At 72.1% G+C, this 23,388-nt stretch carries 25 protein-coding genes, 2 tRNA genes and 3 pseudogenes; 14 read left to right on the top strand and 16 right to left on the bottom strand.

Annotated features, from left to right (window positions below; translation table 11 throughout):
• Positions 1-13: 13 nt before the first annotated feature.
• Both AOQ53_RS26760 and AOQ53_RS26755 read right to left on the bottom strand, forming a co-directional pair.
• Positions 14-925 carry a transketolase family protein gene (locus AOQ53_RS26760; protein ID WP_059421082.1) on the bottom strand — a complete coding sequence of 304 codons (912 nt, stop codon included), beginning with the start codon at positions 923-925 and terminating at the stop codon, positions 14-16.
• A 29-nt stretch (positions 926-954) separates the two neighbouring features.
• Positions 955-1,656 carry a thiamine pyrophosphate-dependent enzyme gene (locus AOQ53_RS26755; protein ID WP_059421080.1) on the bottom strand — a complete coding sequence of 234 codons (702 nt, stop codon included), beginning with the start codon at positions 1,654-1,656 and terminating at the stop codon, positions 955-957.
• A gap of 136 nt (positions 1,657-1,792) precedes the next feature.
• Between AOQ53_RS26755 and AOQ53_RS26750 the strand changes: the two genes are divergently transcribed.
• Positions 1,793-1,866, top strand: a tRNA-Pro gene (locus AOQ53_RS26750).
• 72 nt (positions 1,867-1,938) lie between these two features.
• Here the strand turns inward: AOQ53_RS26750 and AOQ53_RS26745 are convergent.
• The 7 genes and pseudogenes from AOQ53_RS26745 to AOQ53_RS26725 all read right to left on the bottom strand — a co-directional run bounded on the left by AOQ53_RS26745 (position 1,939) and on the right by AOQ53_RS26725 (position 6,763).
• Entirely contained in the window at positions 1,939-2,970 is a 1,032-nt protein-coding gene (locus AOQ53_RS26745; protein ID WP_059421078.1) for a glycoside hydrolase family 43 protein, read from the bottom strand.
• Between the two features lie 31 nt (positions 2,971-3,001).
• On the bottom strand, positions 3,002-3,538 hold the full coding sequence (locus AOQ53_RS26740) for an NUDIX hydrolase family protein (RefSeq protein WP_099054695.1): 537 nt from the start codon (positions 3,536-3,538) through the stop codon (positions 3,002-3,004).
• Between the two features lie 75 nt (positions 3,539-3,613).
• Positions 3,614-3,886: pseudogene (locus AOQ53_RS46585) on the bottom strand (amidohydrolase family protein); the annotation flags it as partial.
• A 1-nt stretch (position 3,887) separates the two neighbouring features.
• Positions 3,888-4,088, bottom strand: a pseudogene (locus AOQ53_RS45500) (glutamine synthetase); the annotation flags it as partial.
• Positions 4,089-4,120: 32 nt separating this feature from the next.
• A complete protein-coding gene (locus AOQ53_RS26735) occupies positions 4,121-4,933 on the bottom strand; it encodes an SAM-dependent methyltransferase (RefSeq protein ID WP_059421076.1) in 813 nt (270 codons plus the stop codon).
• Between the two features lie 136 nt (positions 4,934-5,069).
• Complete coding sequence (locus AOQ53_RS26730; protein ID WP_059421075.1) at positions 5,070-5,894, bottom strand: hypothetical protein; 825 nt, start codon at positions 5,892-5,894, stop codon at positions 5,070-5,072.
• Positions 5,895-6,004: 110 nt separating this feature from the next.
• Positions 6,005-6,763, bottom strand: a complete 759-nt coding sequence (locus AOQ53_RS26725; RefSeq protein ID WP_078945519.1) for a response regulator transcription factor — start codon at positions 6,761-6,763, stop codon at positions 6,005-6,007.
• A gap of 171 nt (positions 6,764-6,934) precedes the next feature.
• Between AOQ53_RS26725 and AOQ53_RS26720 the strand changes: the two genes are divergently transcribed.
• The 8 genes from AOQ53_RS26720 to AOQ53_RS26685 all read left to right on the top strand — a co-directional run bounded on the left by AOQ53_RS26720 (position 6,935) and on the right by AOQ53_RS26685 (position 15,191).
• A complete protein-coding gene (locus AOQ53_RS26720) occupies positions 6,935-8,098 on the top strand; it encodes a sensor histidine kinase (RefSeq protein ID WP_059421074.1) in 1,164 nt (387 codons plus the stop codon).
• Positions 8,099-8,224: 126 nt separating this feature from the next.
• Positions 8,225-8,875, top strand: coding sequence for a helix-turn-helix domain-containing protein (locus tag AOQ53_RS26715; RefSeq protein ID WP_059421072.1), 651 nt, complete (start codon positions 8,225-8,227; stop codon positions 8,873-8,875).
• A gap of 52 nt (positions 8,876-8,927) precedes the next feature.
• Entirely contained in the window at positions 8,928-10,265 is a 1,338-nt protein-coding gene (locus tag AOQ53_RS26710; RefSeq protein ID WP_059421137.1) for a M24 family metallopeptidase, read from the top strand.
• Positions 10,265-11,242 (top strand): thiamine pyrophosphate-dependent dehydrogenase E1 component subunit alpha, encoded by a 978-nt coding sequence (locus AOQ53_RS26705; protein ID WP_059421071.1) that lies wholly within the window; start codon positions 10,265-10,267, stop codon positions 11,240-11,242. Before AOQ53_RS26710 ends, AOQ53_RS26705 begins: the two co-directional genes overlap by 1 nt.
• Positions 11,230-12,210 (top strand): alpha-ketoacid dehydrogenase subunit beta, encoded by a 981-nt coding sequence (locus AOQ53_RS26700; RefSeq protein WP_059421069.1) that lies wholly within the window; start codon positions 11,230-11,232, stop codon positions 12,208-12,210. Before AOQ53_RS26705 ends, AOQ53_RS26700 begins: the two co-directional genes overlap by 13 nt.
• A gap of 46 nt (positions 12,211-12,256) precedes the next feature.
• Positions 12,257-13,627, top strand: coding sequence for an amidohydrolase family protein (locus AOQ53_RS26695; RefSeq protein ID WP_059421068.1), 1,371 nt, complete (start codon positions 12,257-12,259; stop codon positions 13,625-13,627).
• Positions 13,624-14,505: a cupin domain-containing protein gene (locus AOQ53_RS26690; protein WP_059421066.1), complete on the top strand. Its 882-nt coding sequence runs from the start codon at positions 13,624-13,626 to the stop codon at positions 14,503-14,505. Before AOQ53_RS26695 ends, AOQ53_RS26690 begins: the two co-directional genes overlap by 4 nt.
• Complete coding sequence (locus AOQ53_RS26685) at positions 14,502-15,191, top strand: SDR family oxidoreductase (RefSeq protein WP_059421064.1); 690 nt, start codon at positions 14,502-14,504, stop codon at positions 15,189-15,191. Before AOQ53_RS26690 ends, AOQ53_RS26685 begins: the two co-directional genes overlap by 4 nt.
• An 11-nt stretch (positions 15,192-15,202) precedes the next feature.
• On the opposite strand, the gene AOQ53_RS26680 is transcribed toward AOQ53_RS26685, so the two are convergent.
• Genes AOQ53_RS26680 through AOQ53_RS26665 form a run of 4 tightly spaced genes read right to left on the bottom strand, consistent with a single transcriptional unit; the run spans position 15,203 to position 16,967 of the window.
• Positions 15,203-15,850 (bottom strand): HhH-GDP family DNA glycosylase, encoded by a 648-nt coding sequence (locus AOQ53_RS26680; protein WP_059421062.1) that lies wholly within the window; start codon positions 15,848-15,850, stop codon positions 15,203-15,205.
• Between the two features lie 2 nt (positions 15,851-15,852).
• Positions 15,853-16,197 carry a DUF3140 domain-containing protein gene (locus AOQ53_RS26675; RefSeq protein WP_059421059.1) on the bottom strand — a complete coding sequence of 115 codons (345 nt, stop codon included), beginning with the start codon at positions 16,195-16,197 and terminating at the stop codon, positions 15,853-15,855.
• Between the two features lie 33 nt (positions 16,198-16,230).
• Positions 16,231-16,713, bottom strand: coding sequence for a Dps family protein (locus tag AOQ53_RS26670; protein WP_059421057.1), 483 nt, complete (start codon positions 16,711-16,713; stop codon positions 16,231-16,233).
• Positions 16,710-16,967, bottom strand: a complete 258-nt coding sequence (locus AOQ53_RS26665) for a WhiB family transcriptional regulator (RefSeq protein ID WP_059421136.1) — start codon at positions 16,965-16,967, stop codon at positions 16,710-16,712. The genes AOQ53_RS26670 and AOQ53_RS26665 overlap by 4 nt, the downstream gene beginning before the upstream one ends.
• A gap of 182 nt (positions 16,968-17,149) precedes the next feature.
• On the opposite strand from AOQ53_RS26665, the gene AOQ53_RS26660 reads away from it, so the two are divergent.
• Both AOQ53_RS26660 and AOQ53_RS26655 read left to right on the top strand, forming a co-directional pair.
• Complete coding sequence (locus AOQ53_RS26660; RefSeq protein ID WP_059421055.1) at positions 17,150-18,337, top strand: thiolase family protein; 1,188 nt, start codon at positions 17,150-17,152, stop codon at positions 18,335-18,337.
• A 68-nt stretch (positions 18,338-18,405) separates the two neighbouring features.
• Positions 18,406-19,179: a sulfite exporter TauE/SafE family protein gene (locus tag AOQ53_RS26655; protein WP_059421053.1), complete on the top strand. Its 774-nt coding sequence runs from the start codon at positions 18,406-18,408 to the stop codon at positions 19,177-19,179.
• A 7-nt stretch (positions 19,180-19,186) separates the two neighbouring features.
• Here the strand turns inward: AOQ53_RS26655 and AOQ53_RS26650 are convergent, their stop codons facing one another.
• Together AOQ53_RS26650 and AOQ53_RS26645 are read right to left on the bottom strand one after the other, a co-directional pair.
• Positions 19,187-20,002, bottom strand: a complete 816-nt coding sequence (locus tag AOQ53_RS26650) for an HAD-IIA family hydrolase (RefSeq protein ID WP_059421051.1) — start codon at positions 20,000-20,002, stop codon at positions 19,187-19,189.
• A gap of 272 nt (positions 20,003-20,274) precedes the next feature.
• Positions 20,275-20,814 carry a DUF309 domain-containing protein gene (locus AOQ53_RS26645; RefSeq protein ID WP_059421049.1) on the bottom strand — a complete coding sequence of 180 codons (540 nt, stop codon included), beginning with the start codon at positions 20,812-20,814 and terminating at the stop codon, positions 20,275-20,277.
• A gap of 166 nt (positions 20,815-20,980) precedes the next feature.
• Here AOQ53_RS26645 and AOQ53_RS26640 point away from each other — a divergent pair.
• The 3 genes from AOQ53_RS26640 to AOQ53_RS26630 all read left to right on the top strand — a co-directional run bounded on the left by AOQ53_RS26640 (position 20,981) and on the right by AOQ53_RS26630 (position 23,074).
• Positions 20,981-21,054 (top strand) — tRNA-Pro (locus AOQ53_RS26640).
• Between the two features lie 155 nt (positions 21,055-21,209).
• Positions 21,210-22,193, top strand: a complete 984-nt coding sequence (locus AOQ53_RS26635) for an aldo/keto reductase (RefSeq protein ID WP_059421047.1) — start codon at positions 21,210-21,212, stop codon at positions 22,191-22,193.
• Between the two features lie 56 nt (positions 22,194-22,249).
• Positions 22,250-23,074 (top strand): DUF427 domain-containing protein, encoded by an 825-nt coding sequence (locus AOQ53_RS26630; RefSeq protein WP_059421045.1) that lies wholly within the window; start codon positions 22,250-22,252, stop codon positions 23,072-23,074.
• Here AOQ53_RS26630 and AOQ53_RS26625 read toward each other — a convergent pair.
• A pseudogene (locus tag AOQ53_RS26625) lies at positions 23,040-23,374 on the bottom strand (TetR/AcrR family transcriptional regulator); the annotation flags it as partial. The gene AOQ53_RS26630 and the pseudogene AOQ53_RS26625 overlap by 35 nt on opposite strands.
• Between the last annotated feature and the right edge of the window lie 14 nt (positions 23,375-23,388).

The raw sequence follows: 23,388 nt of genomic DNA, 5'->3' as shown, positions 1-23,388 counted from the left end.
CCTCCTCCGGGTCTCACGCGGGAGCCGCCGCCCCGACGAAGCCCCCGATGCGCTCCCGCAGCGACCGGGCGTCGAGGCCGTGGGCGGCGACATGCTCCTCCGCCTGCCCGTACCGTCGCAGTTCCCGACGGCCCACGCCCAGCCCCAGTACCCGGTGCGGCACCTCGGACAGCGCGTCGTTCGCGGCCGCCGTCGAGGTGCCCGCAAGGTAGGGCTCGACGAGCACGACGTCCGTCCCGGCCGCCCGGGTGGCCCGGCGCAGGGCGGCCCCGTCGAAGGGACGGACGGTGGTCGCGTACAGGACCGTGACGTCGAGGCCCTCGGTGGCGGCGAGCACCGTGTCGAGCATGGGCCCGACGGCGACCACGACACCAGAGCGCCCCTCGCGGACCGTGCGCAAACGCTGTCCGTCGACGGGCAGCGCCCGCCCGTTGGACTGAAGGGACAGTCGCACGTACACCTTGTCGTCGCCCGCCGCGACCGCGTGCCGCAGCAGCGTCTCGGCCTCGTCCGGGTGGCCCGGCACATGGACGGTCCAGCCGTCCAGGGTGTCGAGCAGCGCCACATCGCCGGGCGCCATGTGGGTGTAGCCGCCCGCCGGCCAGTCGAAGGAGGCGGCGGCGCTCACCAGCACCGCGCCCACGTCCTGGTGCCCGAGATCCAGCTTGACCTGTTCGAAGGGCCGCTCGACGAGAAAGCTGGCGAAGGTGTGCACGACGGGCCGCAGCCCGGTCAGCGCCAGCCCGGCCGCCGCCCCGACCAGGAGCTGCTCGCGGATACCGACGTTGACGACCCGGTCGGGATGGTGGCGGGCGGCCTCGGTGAAGCCGTCCGCGCCGATCTCGGCGAGGACCACGGCGACCCGGGGATCCTCGTCGAGCAGCCGGGAGACGACAGGGGCGAAACGGTCACGCATGGTGTCCATGGAGTTCTGGTTCCTTTCCGGCGGGAAGATCAGGCGGACTTGGGCTCGACCCGGGCCACGACCGCGTGCGGGCGGCCCGGGTGCGGTGCGGTGAACGCGGCGTGCAGCGCCTCGTGATCACGGCCGTCGACGGTCAGCGCGGACCAGCCCGCCGCCTCGAAGCGGGCGGCGATTCCGCCGGGCCGCGCGTAGGTCGCGGAGGAGTTGTCGACGACCACGGTGTGCAGCCGGTCGAGCCCGGCGGGCCCGGCGAAGGCGATGGCCTCGTGGTTGCTGCCCTCGTCCAGCTCGGCGTCCCCGATCAGCGCCCACACCCGCGGCTCGTCGAGCCCCTGGGCGCGCAGCCCCAGTGCCGTGCCGACGGCGATCGGCAGACCGTGCCCGAGCGATCCGCTGCCGATCTCGGCGCCGGGCACGAGCGTGCGGTCGGGGTGGTGGCCGAGAGGGGAGTCGTACGAGCCGAAGCCGGGCAGCCACTCCACCGGCACGAAGCCCTTGGCGGCCAGCACGGCGTAGTACGCCATCGGCCCGTGCCCCTTCGAGAGCAGGAACCGGTCCCGCTCCGGATCGGCCATCCCCTCCGGGCTCACCCGCAGCACCCGGTCGTACAGCACCCACAGCACGTCCAGCGTGGACGTCGCGGCCGGGCCGTGCTTCTCGTCGCCGGTCATCAGGCCCATGAGTCCCGGCAGGTCGGCGTACGTGTGTGTCATGTCCGTCGCGTTCGTCATGTGCACGAGCGTGCAACCTCAACCAATGTTGAGGTCAAGCGGCGGACGCCCGGAAACGGATGCGCGATCACCAGCGCGAGTGCGGTATTGTTTCCCTGCGCGTTCGGCCGGGGGAACTCCCAGGTCAGGCGGGCAACGGGACGTGGCGCAGCTTGGTAGCGCACTTGACTGGGGGTCAAGGGGTCGCAGGTTCAAATCCTGTCGTCCCGACAGAGTCGACCAGCGGGTCTGCCGATATCGGCAGACCCGCTGATTGCGTTCGGGGCAGCCGCCGGGCGGAGGTCAGCCGCCGCCGTCCAAGTCGTCGCGCCGGCGCAGGATCTCCAGCTCGTGGCCGTGGAGGCGCATCTCGTACAGCTTCCCGCGGGCGTTCTCGAAGGGCCGGTGGAGGATCATCATCAGGCGGCCGTCGAAGGCGTGGAACAGCATGCCGTGGCCGCTGTCGTCGCGGACCAGCGGCCGGTGCTGCCGCCACGGGCCCTGGATGTCCCCGGATCTCGATACGGCGTACGTCTGCACGTAGCCGCCGCTGACGGTGCCGTCCTGGCCGGCTGTGTTCTTCTCGTAGGTCGACCACAGCATGAGCAGGGACCCGTCAGGAGTGCGGTACAGCTGGGGGCCGTCGGTGATGTACGGCGGCAGCTGGTGCGGCACTCCAGAGGGGATCTGCTCGGCGGTCCAGGGCGCGTCCGAGGCCTTGAAGAGGTACACCGGGTCGCCGACCGTCCGGGACAGGTCGGGGGCCAGCCGGATCGCCTCCATCGTTCCGTCGATCGTCTGGAGCCACTCGTGCGCGTACACCATCCAGGGCTGCCCGGACGGGTCGACGTACAGCGTGCCGTCGAGGGTCATGAGGTGCTCGGGCGGGACGGGGCGTGCCGGGTCGAGCACGGTGAACGGGCCGAGCAGTGAGTCGGAGACGGCCGTGACCGTGCCGCGCATATGGGTCGGGGTCCGCAACGGGACACCCCACTGGTTGGGCGGTAAGACCGGGAGCGGTCGGTCCTCGTCGTGCAGCGTGGTGAAGAGGTAGTACCTGCCGTCCCAGGGGTGCACCTCCGGGGCCCAGGCGCCGTCCGTCGCCCAGATGCCCTCCTGCTCGGCGGTCAGGAACACCACGATGGGGCGCGTCCAGTCGCGCAGGTCGTGGCTGCGGTAGACCATCGTGCCGGTGCCGTCCACGCCCGATACCGAGGGGTCGTTGGACGTGTAGAGGTGGTAGGTGCGCGTCGGTTCGTCGGCGACGACGAACGGGTCGTGCAGCGGCATGTCCGGCAGCCGCATCGGTGGTTCGGTCGCGTCGGGAAGCCGCATCGGCGAGTGTCCTCTCGTGACCGCCCGGCGGTCAGATCACGCAGCCCGCATGGGCCAGCGCCTGCTTGAGCAGCACCCCGTGCCCGCCCGGCATCTCGCTCTGCACCGCCTCCGAGACGGCCTCCTGCGGGCTGAACCACACCAGGTCCAGCGCGTCCTGCCGGGGCCGGCAGTCGCCCGTCACCGGCACGATGTAGGCGAGGGACACCGCATGCTGACGGGGGTCGTGGTACGGCGTGATGCCCTGCGTCGGGAAGTACTCCGCGACCGTGAACGGCTGGAGCGATGGCGGGACGTGGGGCAGCGCGACCGGGCCGAGGTCCTTCTCCAGGTGGCGCAGCAGGGCGTCGCGGACGCGTTCGTGGTGCAGCACGCGGCCGGAGACCAGCGTCCGGCTGACCGTTCCGTCGGGCCCGATGCGCAGCAGCACACCGACACTCGTGACTTCGCCGCTGTCGTCGACACGGACCGGGACGGCATCGACGTACAGGATCGGCATGCGGGCGCGTGTCATCTCCAGATCGTCGGAGGACAGCCAGCCGGGCGTGGTTTCGGTCATGTCAGACATTGCTTGATCATACTTTCAGCCGTTCGGACTTCCTGGGTAGCCGCTCGGGGGGAACTGTGACCGGCCACACGCCGTTCAACCGTCTTTCGGGAGGTCGTCCGGGAACCGGTAGACCCGCCGGGCGTTGTCCCGGCCCGCCCACCGGGCGATCCGCAGCGCGTCCGGCAGGGGACAGCTCGTCGGCGTCCGCCCGCTCCTGGAGCAGTTCCGCCAGGGGAGGCGAGCGCCCCGAGGTGGAACAACTCGGGCACACCAATAGGGGTCGGAGCTGTACAGCAGTTTGCGGAACGGTGCGGTCTCCAGGGCCTCCGCCGGGACCGCGCCGGCCCGGGCGGGGCCGACGTGGTGACGGTGCGGCCGACGTGCCCCAGCCCGCGGCGGAGGCGAGCCGGGCCGCCAGGACGGTCTTCACCCCGCCGATGCCCGCGGTGTCGACGTAGGACAGCACCACACCGTGCACACTCCGCCCGGACAGCTCGCCGCTCAGCGCGGTGGCCCGCTCGACATCACCGGGACGGCCGCCGGGCACGGGATCGGCCAGGGTCGTCATACGTCCTCCTCGACGAAGGTGGGCGCCCGGCGTCAGGGCTTCACGGCCACCGCGCCGTACTGCGGCACCAGCACGGCCGAGCCGGCGTCGGCGTGCCATTGCCCGCACGACACCATGCCCGGCTCGAGCAGTTCCAGACCGTCGAAGAACGCGGCGATGTCCGCGCCGCTGCGGGCGGTGATCGGGGGAGTGGCGTTCTCGTTCCAGAACTTCATGGCCGGGATCTGGCCGGCGCCGCCGAGCTCGTCGTCGAACGTCGGGTGCGTGAGGACCAGGAAGCTGCCGGAGGGGACCGCGGCCATCACGCGGCGCACGATGTCCCGGGCCTTGTCCGTGTCCAGGACGAAGTTGAGGATGCCCAGCATCATGACGGCGACGGGCCGGGTGAAGTCGAGGGTGTTCCCGGCCCGTTCGAGGATGGCGTCCGGGTCGTGCACGTCGGCGTCGATGTAGGCGGTGACGCCGTCGCGGGTGCCGGTCAGCAGGGTGCGGGCGTGCACCAGCACGATCGGGTCGTTGTCGACGTAGACGATCCGGGAGTCGGGCGCGATCCGCTGGGCGATCTCGTGGGTGTTGTCCGCCGTCGGCAGCCCTGTGCCGATGTCGAGGAACTGCCGCACTCCGCGCTCGCCGGCCAGGAACGACACAGCCCGGCCCAGGAAGTCCCGGTCCGCCCGGGCGATGTCCCGGATGATCGGGAACATGCCCGCCACGTGCTCGCCGACCTGCTGGTCGACCTCGTAGTTGTCCTTGCCGCCGATCCAGTAGTTCCACACGCGCGCGTTGTGCGCCACACCGGTGTTCAGCCGCGCCGAGCCGCTCGGCGGGGTGTGGCTCTCACTCACGTCTCTTCCTCTCCTCGCACGAGCGACCGGTACCGGTCATCGGCGCCATTGTGCCGTTCCGGTGATCACGCTGTCCCGGGAATCGGCAGAGCCGGCGGGGCCGTCGGCGCGCGGCGGGGGAGAGCCGCGGACCGTGTTACTGGACCTCGCCGGGGTTCGGGGAGGGCGTCTTGCCGGCCAGTACGTCCTTCAGGCGCTGGGTGCCGAGCCGCGCCGCCTGCTCGACGGAGTCGTTCTCGCCCCCGTCGAGCCCGCCCGCCGTGACGGTGATCGCGTCGTCGCCGACGCGCACGGCGGCGACGTCCAGGGTCAGCGTGGCCTCCGTGCCCCCGGTGCGGCCCCGCACCGTCACGCGCAGGCCCGCACGGGCGTCACCCACGCCCGGCAGCGTGGTCTCGACGACCTGGACGGTGCGCTGTTCGCCGTCGTCGGTGACGGTGAACTGGTCGCACTTCTCCGGCAGGTTCGCCATCCAGTCCAAGGAGTCCTGCGGGTCGGTCCGCTCGTAGGAGGCGACCTGGTACAGCAGGCGTGAGTCGCCCTGCTCGAAGCCGCGCAGCTCGGACGCTCCGGACGGCCTGCCCAGCAGATCGTCGTCGAAGAGGGAGTCGAGGAGCCGCTGGCAGTCGGCGGCCTGGGCCTTGGCGGTGAGGAAGCCGGAGACGTCGACCGTGCCGATGAGCAGGCTGTCGTGCCAGTTCTCGGCCTCCGTGTCCTTGACCTGGGTCCAGTCGTCCTCGATGTCCGCCTCGGTGATCAGCGCGGTGCGGGCGCGGTCCGTGGTGAGGGTGGTGGTGGGAGAGGGGGGATGCCGCTTCCCGGCGGCCTGTGACGCGGTGACGCCCGAATCGCGCGAACCGTCCGTGCCGCCGTCGTCCGAGCACGCTGCGGTGGTCAGCAGCGTGCCCGCCGCCAGGACGGGGGTGAGAACGCGGACGAGCCGGTACGGACGACGGGTCATCGGGAGTGCCTCCTGAGGACGTGAAGCGTGTCCTCAGGGCACCACCGGCACCGAAGGCCCACCACCGGCACCGGACTGTTCGGGTGAGCGCCTCCCGCTGCGCGGACGCCTCATGTTCCGGCCCGGGCGTGCCCGTTCTGCCAGGCCCAGGCCGCGATCTCGACGCGGTTCCGGGCGGCCAGCTTGAGCTGGACGCTGGACAGGTGCGTCTTGACCGTGGAGAGGGAGACGTACAGTTCGGCCGCGATCTCGGCGTTGGTCCGGCCGAGGGCGACCAGGCGGACCACGTCCAGCTCGCGCTCGGTCAGCGGCTCCCGGAGAGGCGCCGCGGGGGCCGGGGGAGCAGGGGGCGCCGGCCGTGGCGCGGCGCCGGCGGCCGTCGGCTCGGTGACGTGCTTGAGCAGCCGGACCGTGACGGAGGGGGAGACCAGCGAGTCGCCCGCGGCGGCGGCCCGGACGGCCTCCGCCAGGAGGGTGGGCCCGGAGTCCTTGAGCAGGAAGCCGCAGGCGCCGCCGCGCAGCGCGCCGTAGACGTACTCGTCGAGGTCGAAGGTGGTGACCACGACCACCCGCATGGGGTCGGCGACGTCCGGTCCGGCCAGCAGCCGCGTCGCCTCCAGCCCGTCCAGCTTCGGCATCCGGATGTCCAGCAGGCACACGTCCGGCCGCTCGCGGCGGGCCAGCGCCACGGCCTCCTCGCCGTCGCGGGCCTCGGCGACCACGGTGATGTCCGGCTGGGCGTCGAGGAAGAACCGGAATCCGGTGCGGATCATGTCCTGGTCGTCCGCGATGAGCACCCGGATGGGAGCGCCGCGGCGGCCTGCGGCGTCGGGCTCGCCGGCCGGGCCGGGTGGGACGGGAGTCGTCATGGGTCGATCATGCCTCAGGGCTGGGACAGGGCAGGGGGCGTCACTGTGAAGCGGCTCCACCCTCGCCCGCGGACGCGGGCGCGCGCCTCCGCCGAACGGCCAGGTCCGGGCGCGGGGCCCTCGGCCGTTCGGCCGATCCCGACGCTCAGTGCCTCGCATACCGTGAGCCGCATGAGATCCACCTCTCCCCGGGGCTGTGTGCGGGGCTTCGGCGTCGGCTTCCTGCTGGCGGCCTCGGTCTACGACCTGCTCATCGCGGACGGCTCCCACCACGCCCTCTGGCCATCGGCGACGGTGCTGCTCGTCGGGTTCGCCGCCGTGCTGTGGCCGGTCGGCCGGAGGCCGCGGTGGCTCACCCCGCAGCTGCGCACTGCCGTGCCCGCCGGGGTCTCCGCGCTCTTTACGACGGGCGTGCTGCTGACCGGCCGCCCGGAGGTGCCGTTCGGGCCGGGCGAGGTGGCGGTCCTGCTGAGCCTGCTGTTCATCGCCGTACGCCACTGCCCGTGGCCGTGGGCCCTGGCGTGCGGGGTTCTCGACGCGGTCGCCCTGCTCCTGCTGCCGGTGCGGTACTTCCGGTCGTTGCAGGAGGAGGTGCTGGTGTACGCCCTGTTGGGCCTGGTCCTGGTCGGGCTCACCGCCGGGCTCGCCGCGTACCTGCGCTCCCTGGACTACCGGCGCACCGTCATGCTCAGCGAGACCCGCCGCGCCGAACGCGTCGCCATCGCCGCCGACCTGCACGACTTCGTCGCGCACCACGTCACCGGGATCCTTGTGCAGACCCAGATGGCCCGCATGATGGCGGCCCGGCAGCCGCAGGACCTGGACCCCGTCCTGGCCGGCATCGAGCGCGCCGCGACCGAGGCGCTGGCGTCCATGCGGCGCACGGTGGGCGTGCTGCGTGACACCGGCCCGGAGACCGCCGACCGCCGTCCCGTCGGTGACCTGGCCGGCGTCACGGACCTGGTCGAGGGCTTCGCGACCCCGGCGCAGAAGACCGTCCTGCAGCGTGACCCTGCCGTGTCCGACGACCTGCCGCACGAGGTGCAGGCCGCGGCCTTCCGGGTCGTGCAGGAGGCGCTGACCAACGTACGGCGCCACGCGGGCGACGCCACGCGGGTCACCGTCCGTCTGGCCCGCCCCGGCGACCGGCTGGAGGTCACGGTGACCGACGACGGCCACGGCGGCATCCAGCTCCCGGAGGCCGCCCACGGCGGCGGCTTCGGCCTCGTCGGCCTGAGGGAGCGTGTGACGGCGCTGGGTGGCGAACTGCGCGCCGGGCCGGGGGCGGGGCAAGGGTGGCGGGTGTCTGCGACGTTCCCGGTCGGGAAGGGCTGAGGGACGTGCCGAGCGGCGGACCCCGTGTGTCCGGCACGAGCCGGTCGGCCCTTTGACTCTGGCGCGGCACACCGCATCGGCTGTTCAATGAAGCTGAACGCACGCCGCTCGCGAGAGGAGCCGCCCGTGTCCCCCGCCGTCGTGCCGCCCGTCGGTGCGCGCATTCGGCAGGCGCGTCTGGAGCGCGGGACGAGCCTGCGCGCGCTCGCCCGCGAGGTCGGTGTGTCGGCGAGCCTCGTGTCACAGATCGAGACCGGCAAGAGCCAGCCCTCCGTCAGCACGCTGTACGCGATCACGACGGCCCTGGGCATCTCCGTCGAGTCCCTCTTCGACGTCCGGGAGAGCGCCGGAGCGACTCCGCAGGCGGCGGCCCTGGGCACCGCCCTGCCCGCCCTGCCCGCCCTCGCCGCCTTCGCCGCCGACCCGGGGCGGCGGATCGGCCCGCTGGTCGGCGCGGGTGAGCGCGAGATGCTGGAACTGGACTCCGGCGTCGTCTGGGAGCGTCTCGGCCGGGTGCCGGGCGCCGATGTCGACTTCCTGCTGGTGACCTACCGGCCCGGCGGCTCCTCCTCCGGCTCGGGCGGCCTGATGCGGCACACCGGCACCGAGTACGGCTATCTGACCTCCGGCGAACTGATCCTCACCCTCGGTTTCGACGAGTACACCGTGCGCCCGGGCGACGCCGTCTCCTTCGAGTCGACGACCCCCCACCGCTACCGCAACGATGGAGAGGTACCCGCTGTGGGTGTCTGGTTCGTCTCCGGCGATGTTCAGTGACACTTGACACCCATGGCACCCGGGCGTTCACTCCGAAGTGGGGGTGGTCGCCATGGCGATCCACACATACGGGCCCAACGCCGTCGACTGGGAAGAGCGCATCGACCTGGACCGGCTGCGCGGACAGCGCCTGGCCCGGCTGCGCGAGTCCCTGAACCGCTCAGACCTGGGCGCGGTGCTCAGCTTCGACTTCGCCAACATCCGCTACATGACCGCCACGCACATCGGCACCTGGGCGATGGACAAGCTGATCCGCTTCGCCCTGCTGGTGCGCGACGGCCAACCGGTCGTCTGGGACTTCGGCTCCGCCGCCCGCCACCACCAGCTGTACAACCCGTGGCTCGACTACAGCGACGGCGAAGGCGGCCCGCCCACCGGCGCCCGCGCGGGCATCTCCACCCTGCGCGGCGCCTTCCACCCGGACGCCGGCATCGCCGAGGACGTCGCCGTCAAGATCGCCGCCGAGCTGCACGACCACGGCCTGGCGAACGAACCGCTCGGCGTCGACGTCGCCGAGATGCCCGTCCTCGCCGCCCTGCGTGCCGAAGGCATCGACGTCGCCGACGGGCAGCAGGTCTTCCTGGAGGCCCGCCGGATCAAGACCGGCGACGAGACAGCCCTGCTCACCCAGGCCTGCGCCATGGTCGACGCGGCCTACGAGGAGCTGTACGGGTATCTGCGCCCGGGCGTGCGCGAGAACGAGTGCGTCGGCGTCGTGGCCAAGGTCCTGTACGACCTCGGCAGCGAGTACGTCGAGGGCGTCAACGCCATCTCGGGCGAGCGGTGTTCACCGCACCCGCACGTCTACAGCGACCGCCTGATCCGCCCCGGAGACCCGGCCTTCTTCGACATCCTGCACAGCCACCTCGGCTACCGCACCTGCTACTACCGCACGTTCGCCGTGGGCAGCGCCTCCCGGGCGCAACGGGACGCCTATGCGCGCTGCCGTGAGTACATGGACCAGGCGATCGCGCTCGTCCGGCCCGGTGCGACCACCGCCGACATCGTGCGGGTCTGGCCGCGTGCGGAGGAGTTCGGCTTCGCCGACGAGACCGCCGCCTTCGCCCTCCAGTACGGGCACGGCGTCGGCCTGTCGATCTGGGAGAAGCCGATCTTCAGCCGTCTGGTCTCCCTCGACCATCCCGAAGTCCTGGAAGAGGGCATGGTGTTCGCCCTGGAGACCTACTGGCCGGCCGCCGACGGCTGGTCCGCCGCCCGGATCGAGGAGGAGCTCGTCGTCACCGCCGACGGTTGCGAGGTCATCACCAAGTTCCCCGCCGAGGACCTGCTGGTGGCCGGGCGCAAGTACTGGACGGTGGGCGGTGAGCTGAACACCCGCCGGGAGGCGCAGTCCCATCTCAACACCTCTCGTGGCGACGGGGCGAGCTGATGGACGCCGCCGGACTCCTCGCCTGCTACGAGCGGATGGCCGTCATCCGCCGCACGGAGAAGGCCGCCCACGACCTGTTCCTCCAGGGCCTGGTGAAGGGCACCACGCATCTCGCCGCCGGGCAGGAGGCGATCGCCGTGGGTGCGAGTGCCGCCCTGCGCCCGGACGACTATGTGTTCGCCACCTATAGAGGCCACCACCATGCCCTCGCCCGGGGTGCCACCCCCGAGGAGTGCCTCGCCGAGCTGATGAGCCGGGCGACCGGGCTGTGCAAGGCCAAGGGCGGCTCCATGCACCTGACCAAGGCGGCCACCTGCATGCTCGGCTCGTACGCCATCGTCGGTTCCCATCTCCCGATGGCGGTCGGCGCGGCCTGGTCGGCCCGGCTGCGCGGCACGGACCAGCTCGCGGTCGCCTTCTTCGGGGACGGCGCGACCAACATCGGCGCCTTCCACGAGTCGCTCAACCTGGCCGCCGTGTGGAAACTGCCGGTGCTGTTCGTGTGCGAGAACAACCAGTACATGGAGTACACGCCGATCGCCGATGTCACGGCGGTGGCCCGGCCCGCCGCCGACCGGGCGTCCGCCCACGGCATCCCGGGCGAGGTCGTCGACGGCAACGACGTCGTGGCCGTCGAGGAGGCGGTGGCGCGGCTCGCGCGGCGGGCCCGGGCCGGGGACGGGCCCGCTGTGCTGGAGGCCGAGACCTACCGGCACTTCGGGCACAGCCGCGCCGACCCGGCGGCCTACCGTCCGGCCGAGGAGGTCGAACGGTGGCTGAAGCACGACCCGTTGGACCTCGCACGGGGACGGCTCGCCGAGCTGGGGGTCGGGGCGGAGACGGTCGACGAGGCCGACGGGCGGGTCAGGGACGTCGTGGAGCGGGCCGTCGAGGCGGCGAAGGCCGGGCCACCGCCCGATCCGCGGGAGGCGCTGACCGACGTGTGGGCGGACGGAGGTGCCGCATGGCGGACGTGATCACCTACCGGGAAGCGGTCGCCGAGGGCATCGCGCGCGAGATGCGCCGGGACACGTCGGTCGTGTGCCTCGGGGAGGACATCGCCGCGGCCGGCGGCGTGTTCAGGACGACCGTGGGTCTGCTGAAGGAGTTCGGGCCCGAGCGGGTGTGGGACACGCCCATATCCGAGCAGGCCATCGTGGGTGCGGCGATGGGCGCTGCGATGACCGGGATGCGGCCCGTCGCGGAGATCATGTTCTCCGACTTCCTGGCCTGCTGCTGGGACTACCTCGCCAACGAGATCCCCAAGGTCCGCTACATGACCGGCGGCCAGGTGACGGTACCGCTGGTCGTGCGCACCGCCAACGGCGGCGGGCTCGGCTTCGGCGCGCAGCACTCCCAGGCCACCGAGAACTGGGCACTGACCGTCCCCGGCCTGAAGATCGCGGCACCGGCCACACCCGCCGACGTCATCGGCATGATGGCGGCGGCGATCCGCAGCGACGACCCCGTGGTCTTCTTCGAGCACAAGGCCCTCCTGGCCACCAAGGGGCCACCGCCACCCCCTGATCATGTCGTCGAACTGGGCCGGGCCGCCGTCGTACGCGAGGGCGCCGACATCACGCTCGTCGCACTCGCCTCCACGGTGCCCCTGGCACTGAAGGCCGCCGACGTGCTGTCGGGGGAGGGGATCGAGACGGAGGTGGTCGACCTGCGCTGCCTGGTCCCGCTGGACGCCGCGACCGTCCTCGACTCACTGCGCGGGACCTCACGGCTCCTCACCGTCGAGGAGAACCCGTACCAGGGCGGCTGGGGCGCCACCGTCGTCTCGATCGTCGCCGACGAGGGCTTCGGCCTGCTGGACGCGCCCGCGCGGCGGGTCGCGGCGGAGTGCGTCCCGCTGCCGTTCGCCGACGCACTGGAGAAAGAGGTCATCCCCACCGTCGACAAGGTCGTCACGGCGGTCCGCCAACTCGCCGCCTATTGAGCCGCCCACCCAACCACGCACCGAAGACCCCATGGGAGGAAGCGCGATGACCACCAGAACACTGCTGCGCAACGGTCACGTGATCTCGATGGACCCCGCCATCGGGGACCTGCCCCAGGGGGACGTCCTCGTCGAGGACGGCGGGATCGTGGACGTGCGGCCCGAGATCAGCGCCGACGCCGAGGTCCTCGACATGACCGGCCGCATCGTGATCCCCGGCTTCGTCGACACCCACCGCCACACCTGGGAGGCACCGATCCGGGGCGTCGCACCCGACGCCACCCTCGACGACTACTTCGTCGACATCCTCGACACCTTCGCACCCCTGTACACCCCGGAGGACGTCTACGCGGCCAACCTCGCGGGCGCGCTGGAATGCCTCAACGCCGGTATCACCACGCTCGTCGACTGGTCGCACATCAACAACACCCCGGACCACCCGGACGCCGCCATCCAGGGCCTGGCCGAATCCGGCATCCGGGCGCAGTACGCGTACGGCAGCGCCAACACCTCCCTCGCCGACTACTGGTTCGAGAGCAAGATCGCGATACCGGCCGACGACGTACGGCGGATCCGCGCCCAGCACTTCGCGTCGGACGACGGCCTGCTGACCATGGCCCTCGCCACACGCGGACCCGGGTTCTGCGTCAACGACGTCGTCGCCTCCGAGTGGGCCCTCGCCCGCGAACTCGGCATCCCGATCACCGTGCACGTGGCCATGGGGCGGCTGGCCGGCCGCTTCGGCATGGTCAAACAGCTCCACGGCATGGGGCTCCTCGGCCCGGACACCACCTACGTCCACTGCTGCTACCTCAGCGAGGAGGAGTGGCGGATGGTCGCCGACAGCGGAGGCACGGTGTCCGTCGCACCGCAGGTCGAGCTCCAGATGGGGCACGGCTGGCCGCCCGTGATGCAGGCGATCGAGCACGGTCTGCGGCCGTCGCTCAGCATCGACGTCGTCACCACCGTGCCCGGCGACATGTTCACCCAGATCCGCGCGGCCTTCGGCGCCGAACGCGCCCGTGTCAACGCGGACTGCTGGCAGGCCAACATGCCGGTCCCCAGCACCATGCTGACAGCACGTCAGATGCTGGAGATCGCCACCGTCAACGGCGCCCATGTCGCGGGACTGGAGGACCGTACCGGCTCCCTGACCCCCGGCAAGCGCGCCGACATCGTCGCGATCGGCGCCACCGCGCTGAACGTCGCGCCCGTGCACGACGCGGCAGCCGCGGTGACCCTGTGCGCGGACGTGTCCAACGTGGACACCGTCCTCGTCGACGGCGTGATCCACAAGCGCGACGGCACGTTGCTCACCGACACCGGGCGTGCCCTGCGGCTCGTCTCCGAGGCCCGGGACCGGCTCCTCGCGGCGAAGGAGATGAAGGCGCCGGAGGGGGAGAAGGCCACGGCATGACGAATCACCTGGTCCGCCGCGCGGCCGATCTTCCCGAGCCGCCGTACGACGGCCTGGCCTACCGGCGGCGGACGCTGGTCGGCGAGGGCGACGGCAGTGTGCACACCGGCTTCGGCCTGTGCGACCTGCGACCGGACGGCCGTGTGCCCGCGCATGTGCACTCGTACGAGGAGAGCTTCCACGTCCTCGACGGGGCCGTGGTCCTCGAGGCGCCCGAGGGCTCGTACCTGCTGGAGGAGGGTGACTACGGCCTGCTGCCGATCGGCGTCCCGCACGCCTGGCGCGGCGCCGGGGGGACCGGCGGCAGCTGGGCGGACATGCTCGCCCCCGTGCCGCGGGCCCGCTACGGGTACGACACCCAGAGGGTGCCGGACCTGCCCGCTCGCGACCCCGTCCGGGTCGACGTCCGTGACCCGCGCACCCGCTCCTTCGGCCATGTCGAGCCCGGCCAGATGGACCCCGGCAGGCAGTCCCAGGACCTGCTGGCCGTCACGGCGAGCATGCGCACCGCGCTGCTGGTCTACAGCGGCATCACCGTGAAGATGATGGTCGACAGCGACCTGGGCGCGGTCGGCTCGACGATGTTCATGGTGCAGTACGCGTCCGACGGCGTCATCGGCACCCACGACCACCCCTTCGAGGAGACGTACCTGATCCTGGAGGGCGTGGCCGAGAGCACTCTCGACGGCGAGCGGTACCGGCTGGAGCCCGGGGACCTCGCGTGGGCGGGCGCCGGCTGTGTGCATGGGTTCGTGAACGCTGGGCAGGGGCCCCTGCGGTGGCTGGAGACGCAGGCGCCGCAGCCACCGCCGCGGCACTCGTACCGGTTCACCAGGGACTGGGACTATCTGCGCCAAGTGCTCGAGGAGGGGTCATGAGCAGTGTCCTTGTCGTCGGCGGCACGTCGGGCATCGGCCTCGCGTACGCCCGGGCCCGCGCCGAGCAGGGTGACGAGGTGGTCCTGACCAGTCGCGACGCCCACCGCGCCGACCTGATCGCCGAGGAGTTCGGCGCCCGGGGCATCGCCCTCGACCTGGCGCGACCGCTGGAGATCGCGGCGGCGCTGGCCGACGTGGGACGCGTCGACCATCTGGTGCTCGCGGGGGTCTCCCGGGACGACAACAAGGTGAGCGAGTACGACATCGACGCCGCCCTGCGGCTGGTCACGCTCAAGCTCGTCGGCTACACCGAGGTCGTGCACACGCTGCGGGCCCGGCTGCACGACGACAGCGCCATCGTCCTGTTCGGCGGACAGGCCAAGGAACGCCCCTACCCGGGGGCGACGACGGTGGCGACGGTCAACGCGGGCGTGCGGGGCCTGATGAACTCCCTGGCCGTCGAACTCGCTCCCGTCCGGGTCAACGTCGTGCATCCCGGCGTCGTCGGCGACAGCCCGTACTGGCAGGCCAAGCCGGAGAAGGTGCTGGAGGTGCTGCGCACGGAGACGCCCACCGGGCGGCTGGCCACGTTGACGGACGTGGTGGACGCGGTCGACTTCCTGCTGCGCAACCGGTCGGTCAACGCCGTCGAACTGGCCGTGGACGGAGGGTGGTTGCTCGGCTGAGAGAAGGCCGGTCACCCGGCACGCCGGAGCGTGTCCTCCGCCACGTCCTTGTCCATCGCCGCCCGCACCAGGGCGGCGGCGAGGACGGCCGGGTCGGTCCGCCCGGCCAGTTCGGTGAGACGGCCCGGGTCCTTCGGCAGGTTCAGCCGCTCGGCACCCTGAAGGGCCTTGGCGTCGAGGTAGGGAGCGGCCTCCGGCCACACCCCCTGTGCCTCGCGCAGGAAGATGTCGGCGCCGGCCGGGCCGATCCCGGGGAACTCCTGGAGCAGATGGCGCAGTTCGGACACCTTGCCGTCCGCCTCCCGGCGCAGCCGCCGCAGGTCCCCGCCCCACCGCTCGGTCAACAGCTCGGCAGTCTCGCCGAGTTGGGTCGCCGTGCGCTCGTCGTAGCGCCGGTAGCCGCCCCGGCCGAGCGCGTCCACCCGCTCCTGCCAGTCGGCCTCCGCCATGCTGCGCGGGTCGCGCAGCCCCGCCTCGTGCAGGGCACGGGCGGTGGCCAGCGCGACCGAGGCGCGGATGCGGGCACTGAGCAGATGGGCCAGCACCAGCAGCCGGTACAGCGGCTGCGGGGTGTCCTTCAGCCGGATGCCCGCCTCATCCGCGTACGTCCGGCCGTGCGCGTCGAGGAGTTCGCGTACGACGCGCTGCTGCCGGTCCACGGCTACCCCTTGAGCGGATCGTGGCCGACCGTCATCAGCCGGTGCCTTCGGCGCGTGTCCTCGGCCGTCACCTCAGGTAGCGGCTCGTCCTCCAGGTCCACCTGCGAGGTGACCCTGTCCACGACGTTCCGCATCACCCGCAGGTCGTCCTCGGTCAGGTCGGTGCGCCGCTTCTGGAGGATCGCCAGGACGTGCTGCCCGGTCTGCGTGCCCGCCTGCTCCGGCAGCGGCTCCGCGTCCTCGTCGGCGTCCCGCATCCGCAGCCAGGCCGCGAGTTCCTGCGACGTCATGTTCACCACGCGGTGGAAGTCCTCCCACAGCGCGTCGAGTTCGAGGGCGTCGGTCATCACATGCCCCTTCCTTGCGTACGTGCGCGCCGGTCAGTCCTCGCGGGGAACGTTCTCGGCGTCGAACATCCACCGCTGCTTCTCCAGCTCGGCGGTGATGGTGATCAGCAGGTCCTGGGTGACCAGGTCGGCCTTCTCGGTCGCGTCGATGCGCTCGCGCAGCCGGCCGATGGCGTCCTGGAGGGACTCCACCATCACCTGCACGGCGTCCGAGTCGCGCACCCAGCCCTCCTTGGGGGCGGGCAGCGTGAAGGTTTTCGCGATGGTCTCGGGCCGGCCGTCCGGCGGGACGCCGAGCGCCGCGGACCGCTCCGCCACCGTGTCGGCGAAGTTCCGCGCGGCCGAGACCACCTCGTCGAGCTGGAGGTGGATCGACCGGAATCGCGGTCCGACGATGTTCCAGTGCGCCTGCTTCCCGATCAGCGAGAGTCCGAGCAGATCCACCAGGGTGTCCTGGAGTGCCTCGCACGAAACCCGGCGGGCCTCGTCGGGCAGTGTGCTCCGCACAGCCGTCATAGAGCGCTTCTCCTCCTCGCGTCGTTTCTCGTCGTCCGGAGCAGTGCGTCGCGCTCCTCCTCGCAGGTCCCGCCCCACACGCCCGAGGCCTGGCCACTGCTCAGCGCGAAGCTCAGGCACTGGTCGGTCACCGGGCAGCGCGCACAGATCCGCTTCGCGGCCGTGACGTCCCGCAGGGCCGGACCTGCCGTGCCCACGGGGAAGAACAACTCGGGGTCCTCGTCCACACAGGCGGCGCTCCGCAACCACTCCATGAACGCGCGGGTGCCCCGGCCCCCCTGGGGCAAACCCGGTGCCCAAGCTCGCAGGTCGGTTGTTCCGGCCTGCGATGATGCCCTCCGAGGGCACTTCTGCCTCCGGAATCTTCACAGGGGCAGACCGAGGGTCTATAGTCCGAAACTAGCAGTGCTAATTAAACGGTGTGAGGAGTCCTCTCGTGCGTCCCGTCCACTTCGCGGCCGCCCGCCGCACCCCCATCGGCAAGCTGCGCGGCTCCCTCTCCCCGGTACGGCCCGACGACCTCGCCGCCACCGTCGTCCGTGCCCTGGCCGGCGAGGTGCCCGCGCTGGACCCGGCCCGGATCGACGACGTCTACTGGGGCGCCGCCAACCAGGCCGGCGAGGACAACCGCAACGTCGCCCGCATGGCCGCGCTGCTCGCCGGCCTCCCCGAGTCCGTGCCCGGCGCCACCGTCAACCGCCTCTGCGCCTCGGGCCTGGAGGCCGTGACCACCGCAGCCCGCACCATCGCCGCCGGCGAGGCCGACATCGTGATCGCGGGCGGCTCCGAGTCGATGAGCCGCGCCCCCTTCGTCCTGCCCCGCCCCGACGAGGCCCTGCCGCACCGTATCGAGACCGCCGACACCCGCCTCGGCTGGCGCCTGGTCAACCCCGCGATGCGGGACCTGCACGGCCTGCTGTCCATGGGCGAGACGGCGGAGGAGGTCGCCGCGCGGTACGGCATCCCGCGAGAACGCCAGGACGACTTCGCCCTGCGCAGCCACCAACGCGCCGCACTCGCCCGCAAGAACGGCCACTTCGACGACGAACTCCTGCCCGTGGAACGCCCCGACGGGGTGGTCGTCGACACCGACGAGTGCGTCCGCGAGGACACCTCCTACGAGAAGCTGTCCCGGCTGAAGCCCGTCTTCCGGGACGGCGGCACGGTCACCGCGGGCAACGCCTCCCCGATGAACGACGGCGCCGCCGGCCTCCTCCTGGTCAGCGAGGACGCCCTGCGCGAGCTGGGCCTGGAATCCCTGGGCCGCTACGTCGCCGGAGCCTCGGCAGGCGTCCACCCCGACGTCATGGGCATCGGCCCGGTCCCCGCCACCCGCAAGGCACTGACCCGCGCCGGCTGGAACATCGGCGACCTGGAGGAGTCGGAGTTCAACGAGGCCTTCGCGGCCCAGGCCCTGGCCTGCGTGGACCAGCTCGGCATCGACCCCGAGCTGGTCAACCCGAGCGGCGGAGCCATCGCCCTCGGCCACCCGCTGGGCTGCTCGGGTGCCCGCATCCTGACGACGCTGCTCCACCGGATGCGGCGTACAGGGGCGCGGCGGGGGCTGGCGACGATGTGTGTCGGGGTGGGGCAGGGGAGTGCGCTGCTGGTCGAGCGGGCTTAGCCACCTCGTGCCACCAGGCGAGACGGCACTGCCGACCTCGGTTCGTTGCACATAGCATCAGTGCTCGCATGAACACGATGACGCTCTGGCACATCACCGGCTGGGAGTTCGCCGCGCTCGCCTTCGCGGCCCTGCTCGTCGGCTTCTCGAAGACCGCCGTGAGCGGGGCCAACACGGTCAGCCTCGCCATCTTCGCCGCGGTGCTGCCCGCCCGCGCCTCCACCGGCGTGCTGCTGCCGGTTCTGATCGCCGGGGACCTGCTCGCCGTCGCCACCTACCGGCGGCACGCCCACTGGCCCACACTGTGGCGGCTGTTCCCGGCGGTCGCCGCGGGCGTCGTCGTCGGCACGGTGTTCCTGATGTGGGCGGACGACGCGATCGTACGGACCTCGATCGGCGCGATCCTGCTGCTGATGGCCGCGGTGACGGTCTGGCGCAGGCGTACGGCGGACGCCGAGCAGGAGCCGGAGTCGGTCACCACCCAGGCGGGCCGGATCAAGGCCCGTTCCTACGGCGTCCTCGGAGGCTTCACCACCATGGTCGCCAACGCGGGCGGCCCGGTGATGTCGATGTACCTGCTGTCCGCGGGCTTCCGCAAGCTCGGCTTCCTCGGCACGTCGGCCTTCTTCTTCCTGATCGTCAACGTCTCCAAGCTGCCCTTCAGCGCCGGCCTCGGCCTGATCGACGGCCGCTCCCTGCTGCTCGACCTGGCGCTCGTGGCGTTCGTCGTGCCCGGCGCGCTGTTCGGCAAGTGGGCGGTCAACAAGATCAACCAGCGGCTGTTCGAACAGCTGGTCATCGCGGCGACGGTCGTGGGCGGACTGCAACTACTGCTGCGCTGACGTGTGACTACCGCCGCGCCGCACCCCGAAGGAGCGCCGGAAGGTCCGCGAAGGAGTCGATCACGTGGTCGGGCGTGCCGTCGGCGGCCCGGAGCACCTCCGGCTGGAACTTGCCGGTCCGGACGAGGACCCCGGTGACACCGGCCCGCTGCGCCGCGAGCACGTCGGACTCGACGTCGTCGCCCACCATCACGGCCTCGCCCGCGCCGACGTCCAGCCGGGCGAGCGCCGCCTCGAAGAACGCCCGGGCCGGTTTCCCGGTGATCTCGGCCTCGACCCGGGCGGCCTGCTCCAGCCCGGCCAGGAACGCACCCGAGTCCAGCCGCAGCCCCTCGGCCGTACGCCAGTACAGGTTGCGGTGCATGGCCACCAGCAGGGCCCCGCGCTGGAGATGCCCGAAGACCCGGTCCAGCGCCGCGTAGCCGAACTCCGGGCCGGCCCCGCCGACCAGCACGACATCCGGCACGGTGCCGGAGTCCGCCGCGCCTGAGTCCGCAGCGTCGACGACGGTCACACCGTCGAGGTCCTCCGCGATGTCGCCGCTGTTCAGAAGGGCGCACCGGGCGCCGGGGCAGTGCTCGGCGAGGTGGGCGGCGGTGGCGGCGGGCGCGGTCAGGATGTCCTCGGCGGACACCGGGAACCCCGCGTCCGCGAGCGTCCCGGCGATCGACGCCCGGGTGCGGGACGTGGTGTTCGTGACCAGCAGCACGGCGAGCCCGGCCCCCCGGATCTCCCGCAACGCTTCCACGGCCCCGGGCAAGGGCCGCCACGAGACGGTCAGCACTCCGTCGATGTCGACGAGCACGGCGCGTACGGACTCCATGCCTGGACGATAACCACGGTGAGCCGTGTCCGCCGGTCGGTACCCGGGGCGGGACGGCAGCCGCCCGTCACACCGTGCTGGTCGCCATGGGCGCCGGCGCGGCAGACACGTGTCCATGATCCGGCCCTTGCGCCCGCGGGCGTCGGCACCCAAACGCTCGATGGGGGGCGCGGCCTCGGGGGCCGGGCGGGAGATCCGCCGGAAGGCCTGGTCGGCGCCGAGCATCACGGCTCGCTCCCCGCACCCGGGGTGCTCGCGCTCAGCGTCCCCGGTCAGCGCCCGGCGTCCGCACCCCGCAACCGGGGCGCCCGCGCCCCCGCGTCCACCGGCCGGCCCTCCCGCTCCACGTCCTCGGCCAGCTCCCGTGCCCAGGCGGCGACGCTTCCGATGTCGATCCCGTGCGGCGTCGCCTCCCCGGAGCCGGACGCCCACGCCTCGGCCGCGCCGGCGCCGCGCCGCAGCAGGCGCGCTCCGCCCGTGAGGTTGCCGCGGGCTGTGTGTGTCAGGCCCACGGCGAGCTGGGCGAGGCCACGCCACAGTTCGCGCTCCGTGTCAGGGCCCGACTTCCAGGCGTCCTCGAAGACCTCGTGCGCGTGGAACGGTTTCCCCTCGTCCAGCAGCCGCTGCGCCTCGGCGACGGTCTCCTCGGGGGTGCGGACGACGCCCTCGGGCTGCCGCGGGACACCCGGCGCGTCGTACGGCAGGGGCCTGCCGAGACCGTCCCGCGGCCGGGCGTTGCGCGCCCGCCCCTCGCTGTCGCGATCCCGTGCGCCGCCCGGCCGTCCCGCGGACGTGCTCCCCGTGTTCCCCATGTGTCCCGTGCTTCCCGCGCTTCCTGTGTTCTCCGAGCGTCCGCTGCTGTCTGTGCTGCCCATAAGGCGATTGTCCCGCGCCCGGGAGCCGCCTTTCGGCGCGGCCCGGGGTGTGAGGTAAAGTGCTGTTCGCGCGATCACGCGGTTCACCGCGGTGGGCGCGCACCGGGACGTGGCGCAGCTTGGTAGCGCACTTGACTGGGGGTCAAGGGGTCGCAGGTTCAAATCCTGTCGTCCCGACGGTGCGAAGGGTCCCGCAGGCCGATGCCTGCGGGGCCCTTTTCGTTTGGGCGGCCTTCTTTTCGCCGTATGCCCTTGACCTGAAGTGCGCTCCAAACTGAAGACTCCCCTTCGTGCCCCGAGGTCCGGGGCACGAAGGGGAGGGAGCAATACCCATGCGGTACCGCACGATCGGCACGGACCCGCGCACCCGCCGCGAGGTGAGCGTGCTCGCGCTCGGCGCGATGCTGTTCGGCTCGGTGACGGACGAGAAGACGTCCTTCGCCGTCCTCGACCGCTACGTCGAAGCCGGCGGGAACTTCATCGACACGTCCGACAACTACGCCTTCTGGGTCGACGCCGGCCAGGGCGGCCAGAGCGAGGAACTCCTCGGCCGCTGGCGGCGCAGCCGCGGCGTCGGCGACGAGATCGTCATCGCGACCAAGCTCGGTGCCCGCCCCCTGGCCCCCGGCACCAGCTACGTCGACAACCCCGAAGGCCTGTCGGCCAAGGTGATCCGCGAGTCCGCCGAACGCAGTCGCGAGCGGCTCGGCGTGGCGAAGCTGGACCTGCTCTACGCTCACATCGAGGACCACAAGATCCCCCTCCAGGAGACTGTCGAGGGCTTCGCCGCCCTGGTCGCCGAGGGCACCGTCGGACTGCTCGGCGTGAGCAACCACGCCGCCTGGCGCGTGGAGCGGGCCCGCGCCCTCGCCGCCGCGGCCGGACTGCCCGGCTACGAGGTGCTCCAGTACGCGCACAGCCACCTGCGCCCCCGCACCGACGTACCCGACGATCTCTTCCCGGACGGCAGCCTCGGCCACGCCGGCCCTGACCTGCTGAGCTACCTGCGGGCCGAGACCGGACTGACCCTGGTCGCCTACTCGCCGCTGCTGAAGGGCGCCTACACCCACCCGGACCGGCTGCCCGCGGACTTCGACCACCCCGGCACCCCGGCCAGGCTGGCGGTGCTGCGGGAAGTGGCGCGGGAGACCGGGGCGAGCGTCAACCAGGTCGTGCTGGCCTGGCAGATCGGTGGTGAGCTGCCGATCATCCCGCTGGCGGGGGTCTCCTCGGTGGCCCAGCTGGAGGAGAACCTCGCCGCGGTGGACCTGGAACTGACCGCCGAGCAGCGCACCAGGCTGGACGCGGCGCACTGAGCTCGTGGGACCGTGGAGGGAACCGGACATCCGGACCTCCGGAAGGAGCACCGGCCATGACCACCCGCCCGGCCCACCCCGCCGCCCGGTCGATCAGGACCACCCCCGAAGGCCTCATGTGGGAGCCCAGCGAGCGCTGGGTGCGCGGACGCAAGGGCGACGTCACCGTCGTCGACAGCCGGCACCCGGTTCTCGTCTGGGAACCCCACCTGCCCGTGCCGCAGTACGCCTTTCCGCACGATGAGGTCCGCACCGACCTCCTCCGCCCGGCGCAGAACCCGCCCGCCGGCGCACACACCGGCTCCCGGATCTTCTACGACCTCCACGCCGACGGCGACGTGCGCGCGAACGCGGCGTGGACGTTCCCCGCCGACGACCTGGCCGGCCACATCGCCTTCGAGTGGTTCCTGCGCACCGACACGGGCCTCGACCACTGGTACGAGGAGGAGGAAGAGATCTTCGTCCACCCCCGTGACCCGCACAAACGCGTCGACGCGCTGCCCAGCAGCCGCCATGTCCGGGTCGAGATCGACGGTCGGGTCGTCGCGGACACCCACGCCCCCGTCCTGCTCTTCGAGACGTCCCTGCCGACCCGGTACTACCTCCCCCGCGAGAACGTCCGCCTGGGCCTGTTCGACGCCACCGACCACATCACCCGATGCCCCTACAAGGGCACCGCCGAGTACTGGTCCTGGCGCGGCGAGGGCGATGTGCCACCCAACATCGTCTGGAGCTACCCCGAGCCACTGCCCGCCGTGGCGGCGATCCAGGGACGCGTCGCCTTCTTCAACGAGGCCGTCGACATCACGCTGGACGGCGAGCGGCTGGAGCGCCCGGACACGCCGTTCAGCCGGATGCTGCGGAAGGGGAGCCGCTCGTGAAGCTGTCGAACAGGGCGTCGAGACCGGCCGCGAGGCCCTCGGGGCCGCCCTGCTCGGCGAGCGCGGCCGCCGTCTCCCGCAGCGTCGGCAGCTCCCTGGCCGACAGGCGGTGCAGCCCGATCCGGAAGGCCGGATCGGCCTCGTCCGGGTTGTCCACCACGGTGGTGGCCTCGTCGAACCCGGCGGGCCGCAACAGCGCCAGCACCGCTCGTGATCCCGCAGCACCGTGGCGGGCCGCCCGGCCAGCGGGAACGCCGGCAGACGCGTGGCGAGCAGCGGCGCCCCCTGGAGGTGCGCGAGGCTTCGGGGTCCGG

Source organism: Streptomyces azureus, from assembly GCF_001270025.1.
GTDB lineage: Bacteria > Actinomycetota > Actinomycetes > Streptomycetales > Streptomycetaceae > Streptomyces > Streptomyces azureus.
This window is presented reverse-complemented; position numbering and strand designations above follow the sequence as displayed.

Coding starts and splice junctions, on each gene's coding strand:
- AOQ53_RS26760 (WP_059421082.1), bottom strand. CDS start 925: ATGGACACCATGCGTGACCGTTTCGCCCCTGTCGTCTCCCGGCTGCTC.
- AOQ53_RS26755 (WP_059421080.1), bottom strand. CDS start 1,656: ATGACGAACGCGACGGACATGACACACACGTACGCCGACCTGCCGGGA.
- AOQ53_RS26745 (WP_059421078.1), bottom strand. CDS start 2,970: ATGCGGCTTCCCGACGCGACCGAACCACCGATGCGGCTGCCGGACATG.
- AOQ53_RS26740 (WP_099054695.1), bottom strand. CDS start 3,538: ATGTCTGACATGACCGAAACCACGCCCGGCTGGCTGTCCTCCGACGAT.
- AOQ53_RS26730 (WP_059421075.1), bottom strand. CDS start 5,894: ATGACCCGTCGTCCGTACCGGCTCGTCCGCGTTCTCACCCCCGTCCTG.
- AOQ53_RS26725 (WP_078945519.1), bottom strand. CDS start 6,763: ATGACGACTCCCGTCCCACCCGGCCCGGCCGGCGAGCCCGACGCCGCA.
- AOQ53_RS26720 (WP_059421074.1), top strand. CDS start 6,935: ATGAGATCCACCTCTCCCCGGGGCTGTGTGCGGGGCTTCGGCGTCGGC.
- AOQ53_RS26710 (WP_059421137.1), top strand. CDS start 8,928: ATGGCGATCCACACATACGGGCCCAACGCCGTCGACTGGGAAGAGCGC.
- AOQ53_RS26705 (WP_059421071.1), top strand. CDS start 10,265: ATGGACGCCGCCGGACTCCTCGCCTGCTACGAGCGGATGGCCGTCATC.
- AOQ53_RS26700 (WP_059421069.1), top strand. CDS start 11,230: ATGGCGGACGTGATCACCTACCGGGAAGCGGTCGCCGAGGGCATCGCG.
- AOQ53_RS26695 (WP_059421068.1), top strand. CDS start 12,257: ATGACCACCAGAACACTGCTGCGCAACGGTCACGTGATCTCGATGGAC.
- AOQ53_RS26690 (WP_059421066.1), top strand. CDS start 13,624: ATGACGAATCACCTGGTCCGCCGCGCGGCCGATCTTCCCGAGCCGCCG.
- AOQ53_RS26685 (WP_059421064.1), top strand. CDS start 14,502: ATGAGCAGTGTCCTTGTCGTCGGCGGCACGTCGGGCATCGGCCTCGCG.
- AOQ53_RS26675 (WP_059421059.1), bottom strand. CDS start 16,197: ATGACCGACGCCCTCGAACTCGACGCGCTGTGGGAGGACTTCCACCGC.
- AOQ53_RS26670 (WP_059421057.1), bottom strand. CDS start 16,713: ATGACGGCTGTGCGGAGCACACTGCCCGACGAGGCCCGCCGGGTTTCG.
- AOQ53_RS26665 (WP_059421136.1), bottom strand. CDS start 16,967: ATGGAGTGGTTGCGGAGCGCCGCCTGTGTGGACGAGGACCCCGAGTTG.
- AOQ53_RS26655 (WP_059421053.1), top strand. CDS start 18,406: ATGAACACGATGACGCTCTGGCACATCACCGGCTGGGAGTTCGCCGCG.
- AOQ53_RS26650 (WP_059421051.1), bottom strand. CDS start 20,002: ATGGAGTCCGTACGCGCCGTGCTCGTCGACATCGACGGAGTGCTGACC.
- AOQ53_RS26645 (WP_059421049.1), bottom strand. CDS start 20,814: ATGGGGAACACGGGGAGCACGTCCGCGGGACGGCCGGGCGGCGCACGG.
- AOQ53_RS26635 (WP_059421047.1), top strand. CDS start 21,210: ATGCGGTACCGCACGATCGGCACGGACCCGCGCACCCGCCGCGAGGTG.
- AOQ53_RS26630 (WP_059421045.1), top strand. CDS start 22,250: ATGACCACCCGCCCGGCCCACCCCGCCGCCCGGTCGATCAGGACCACC.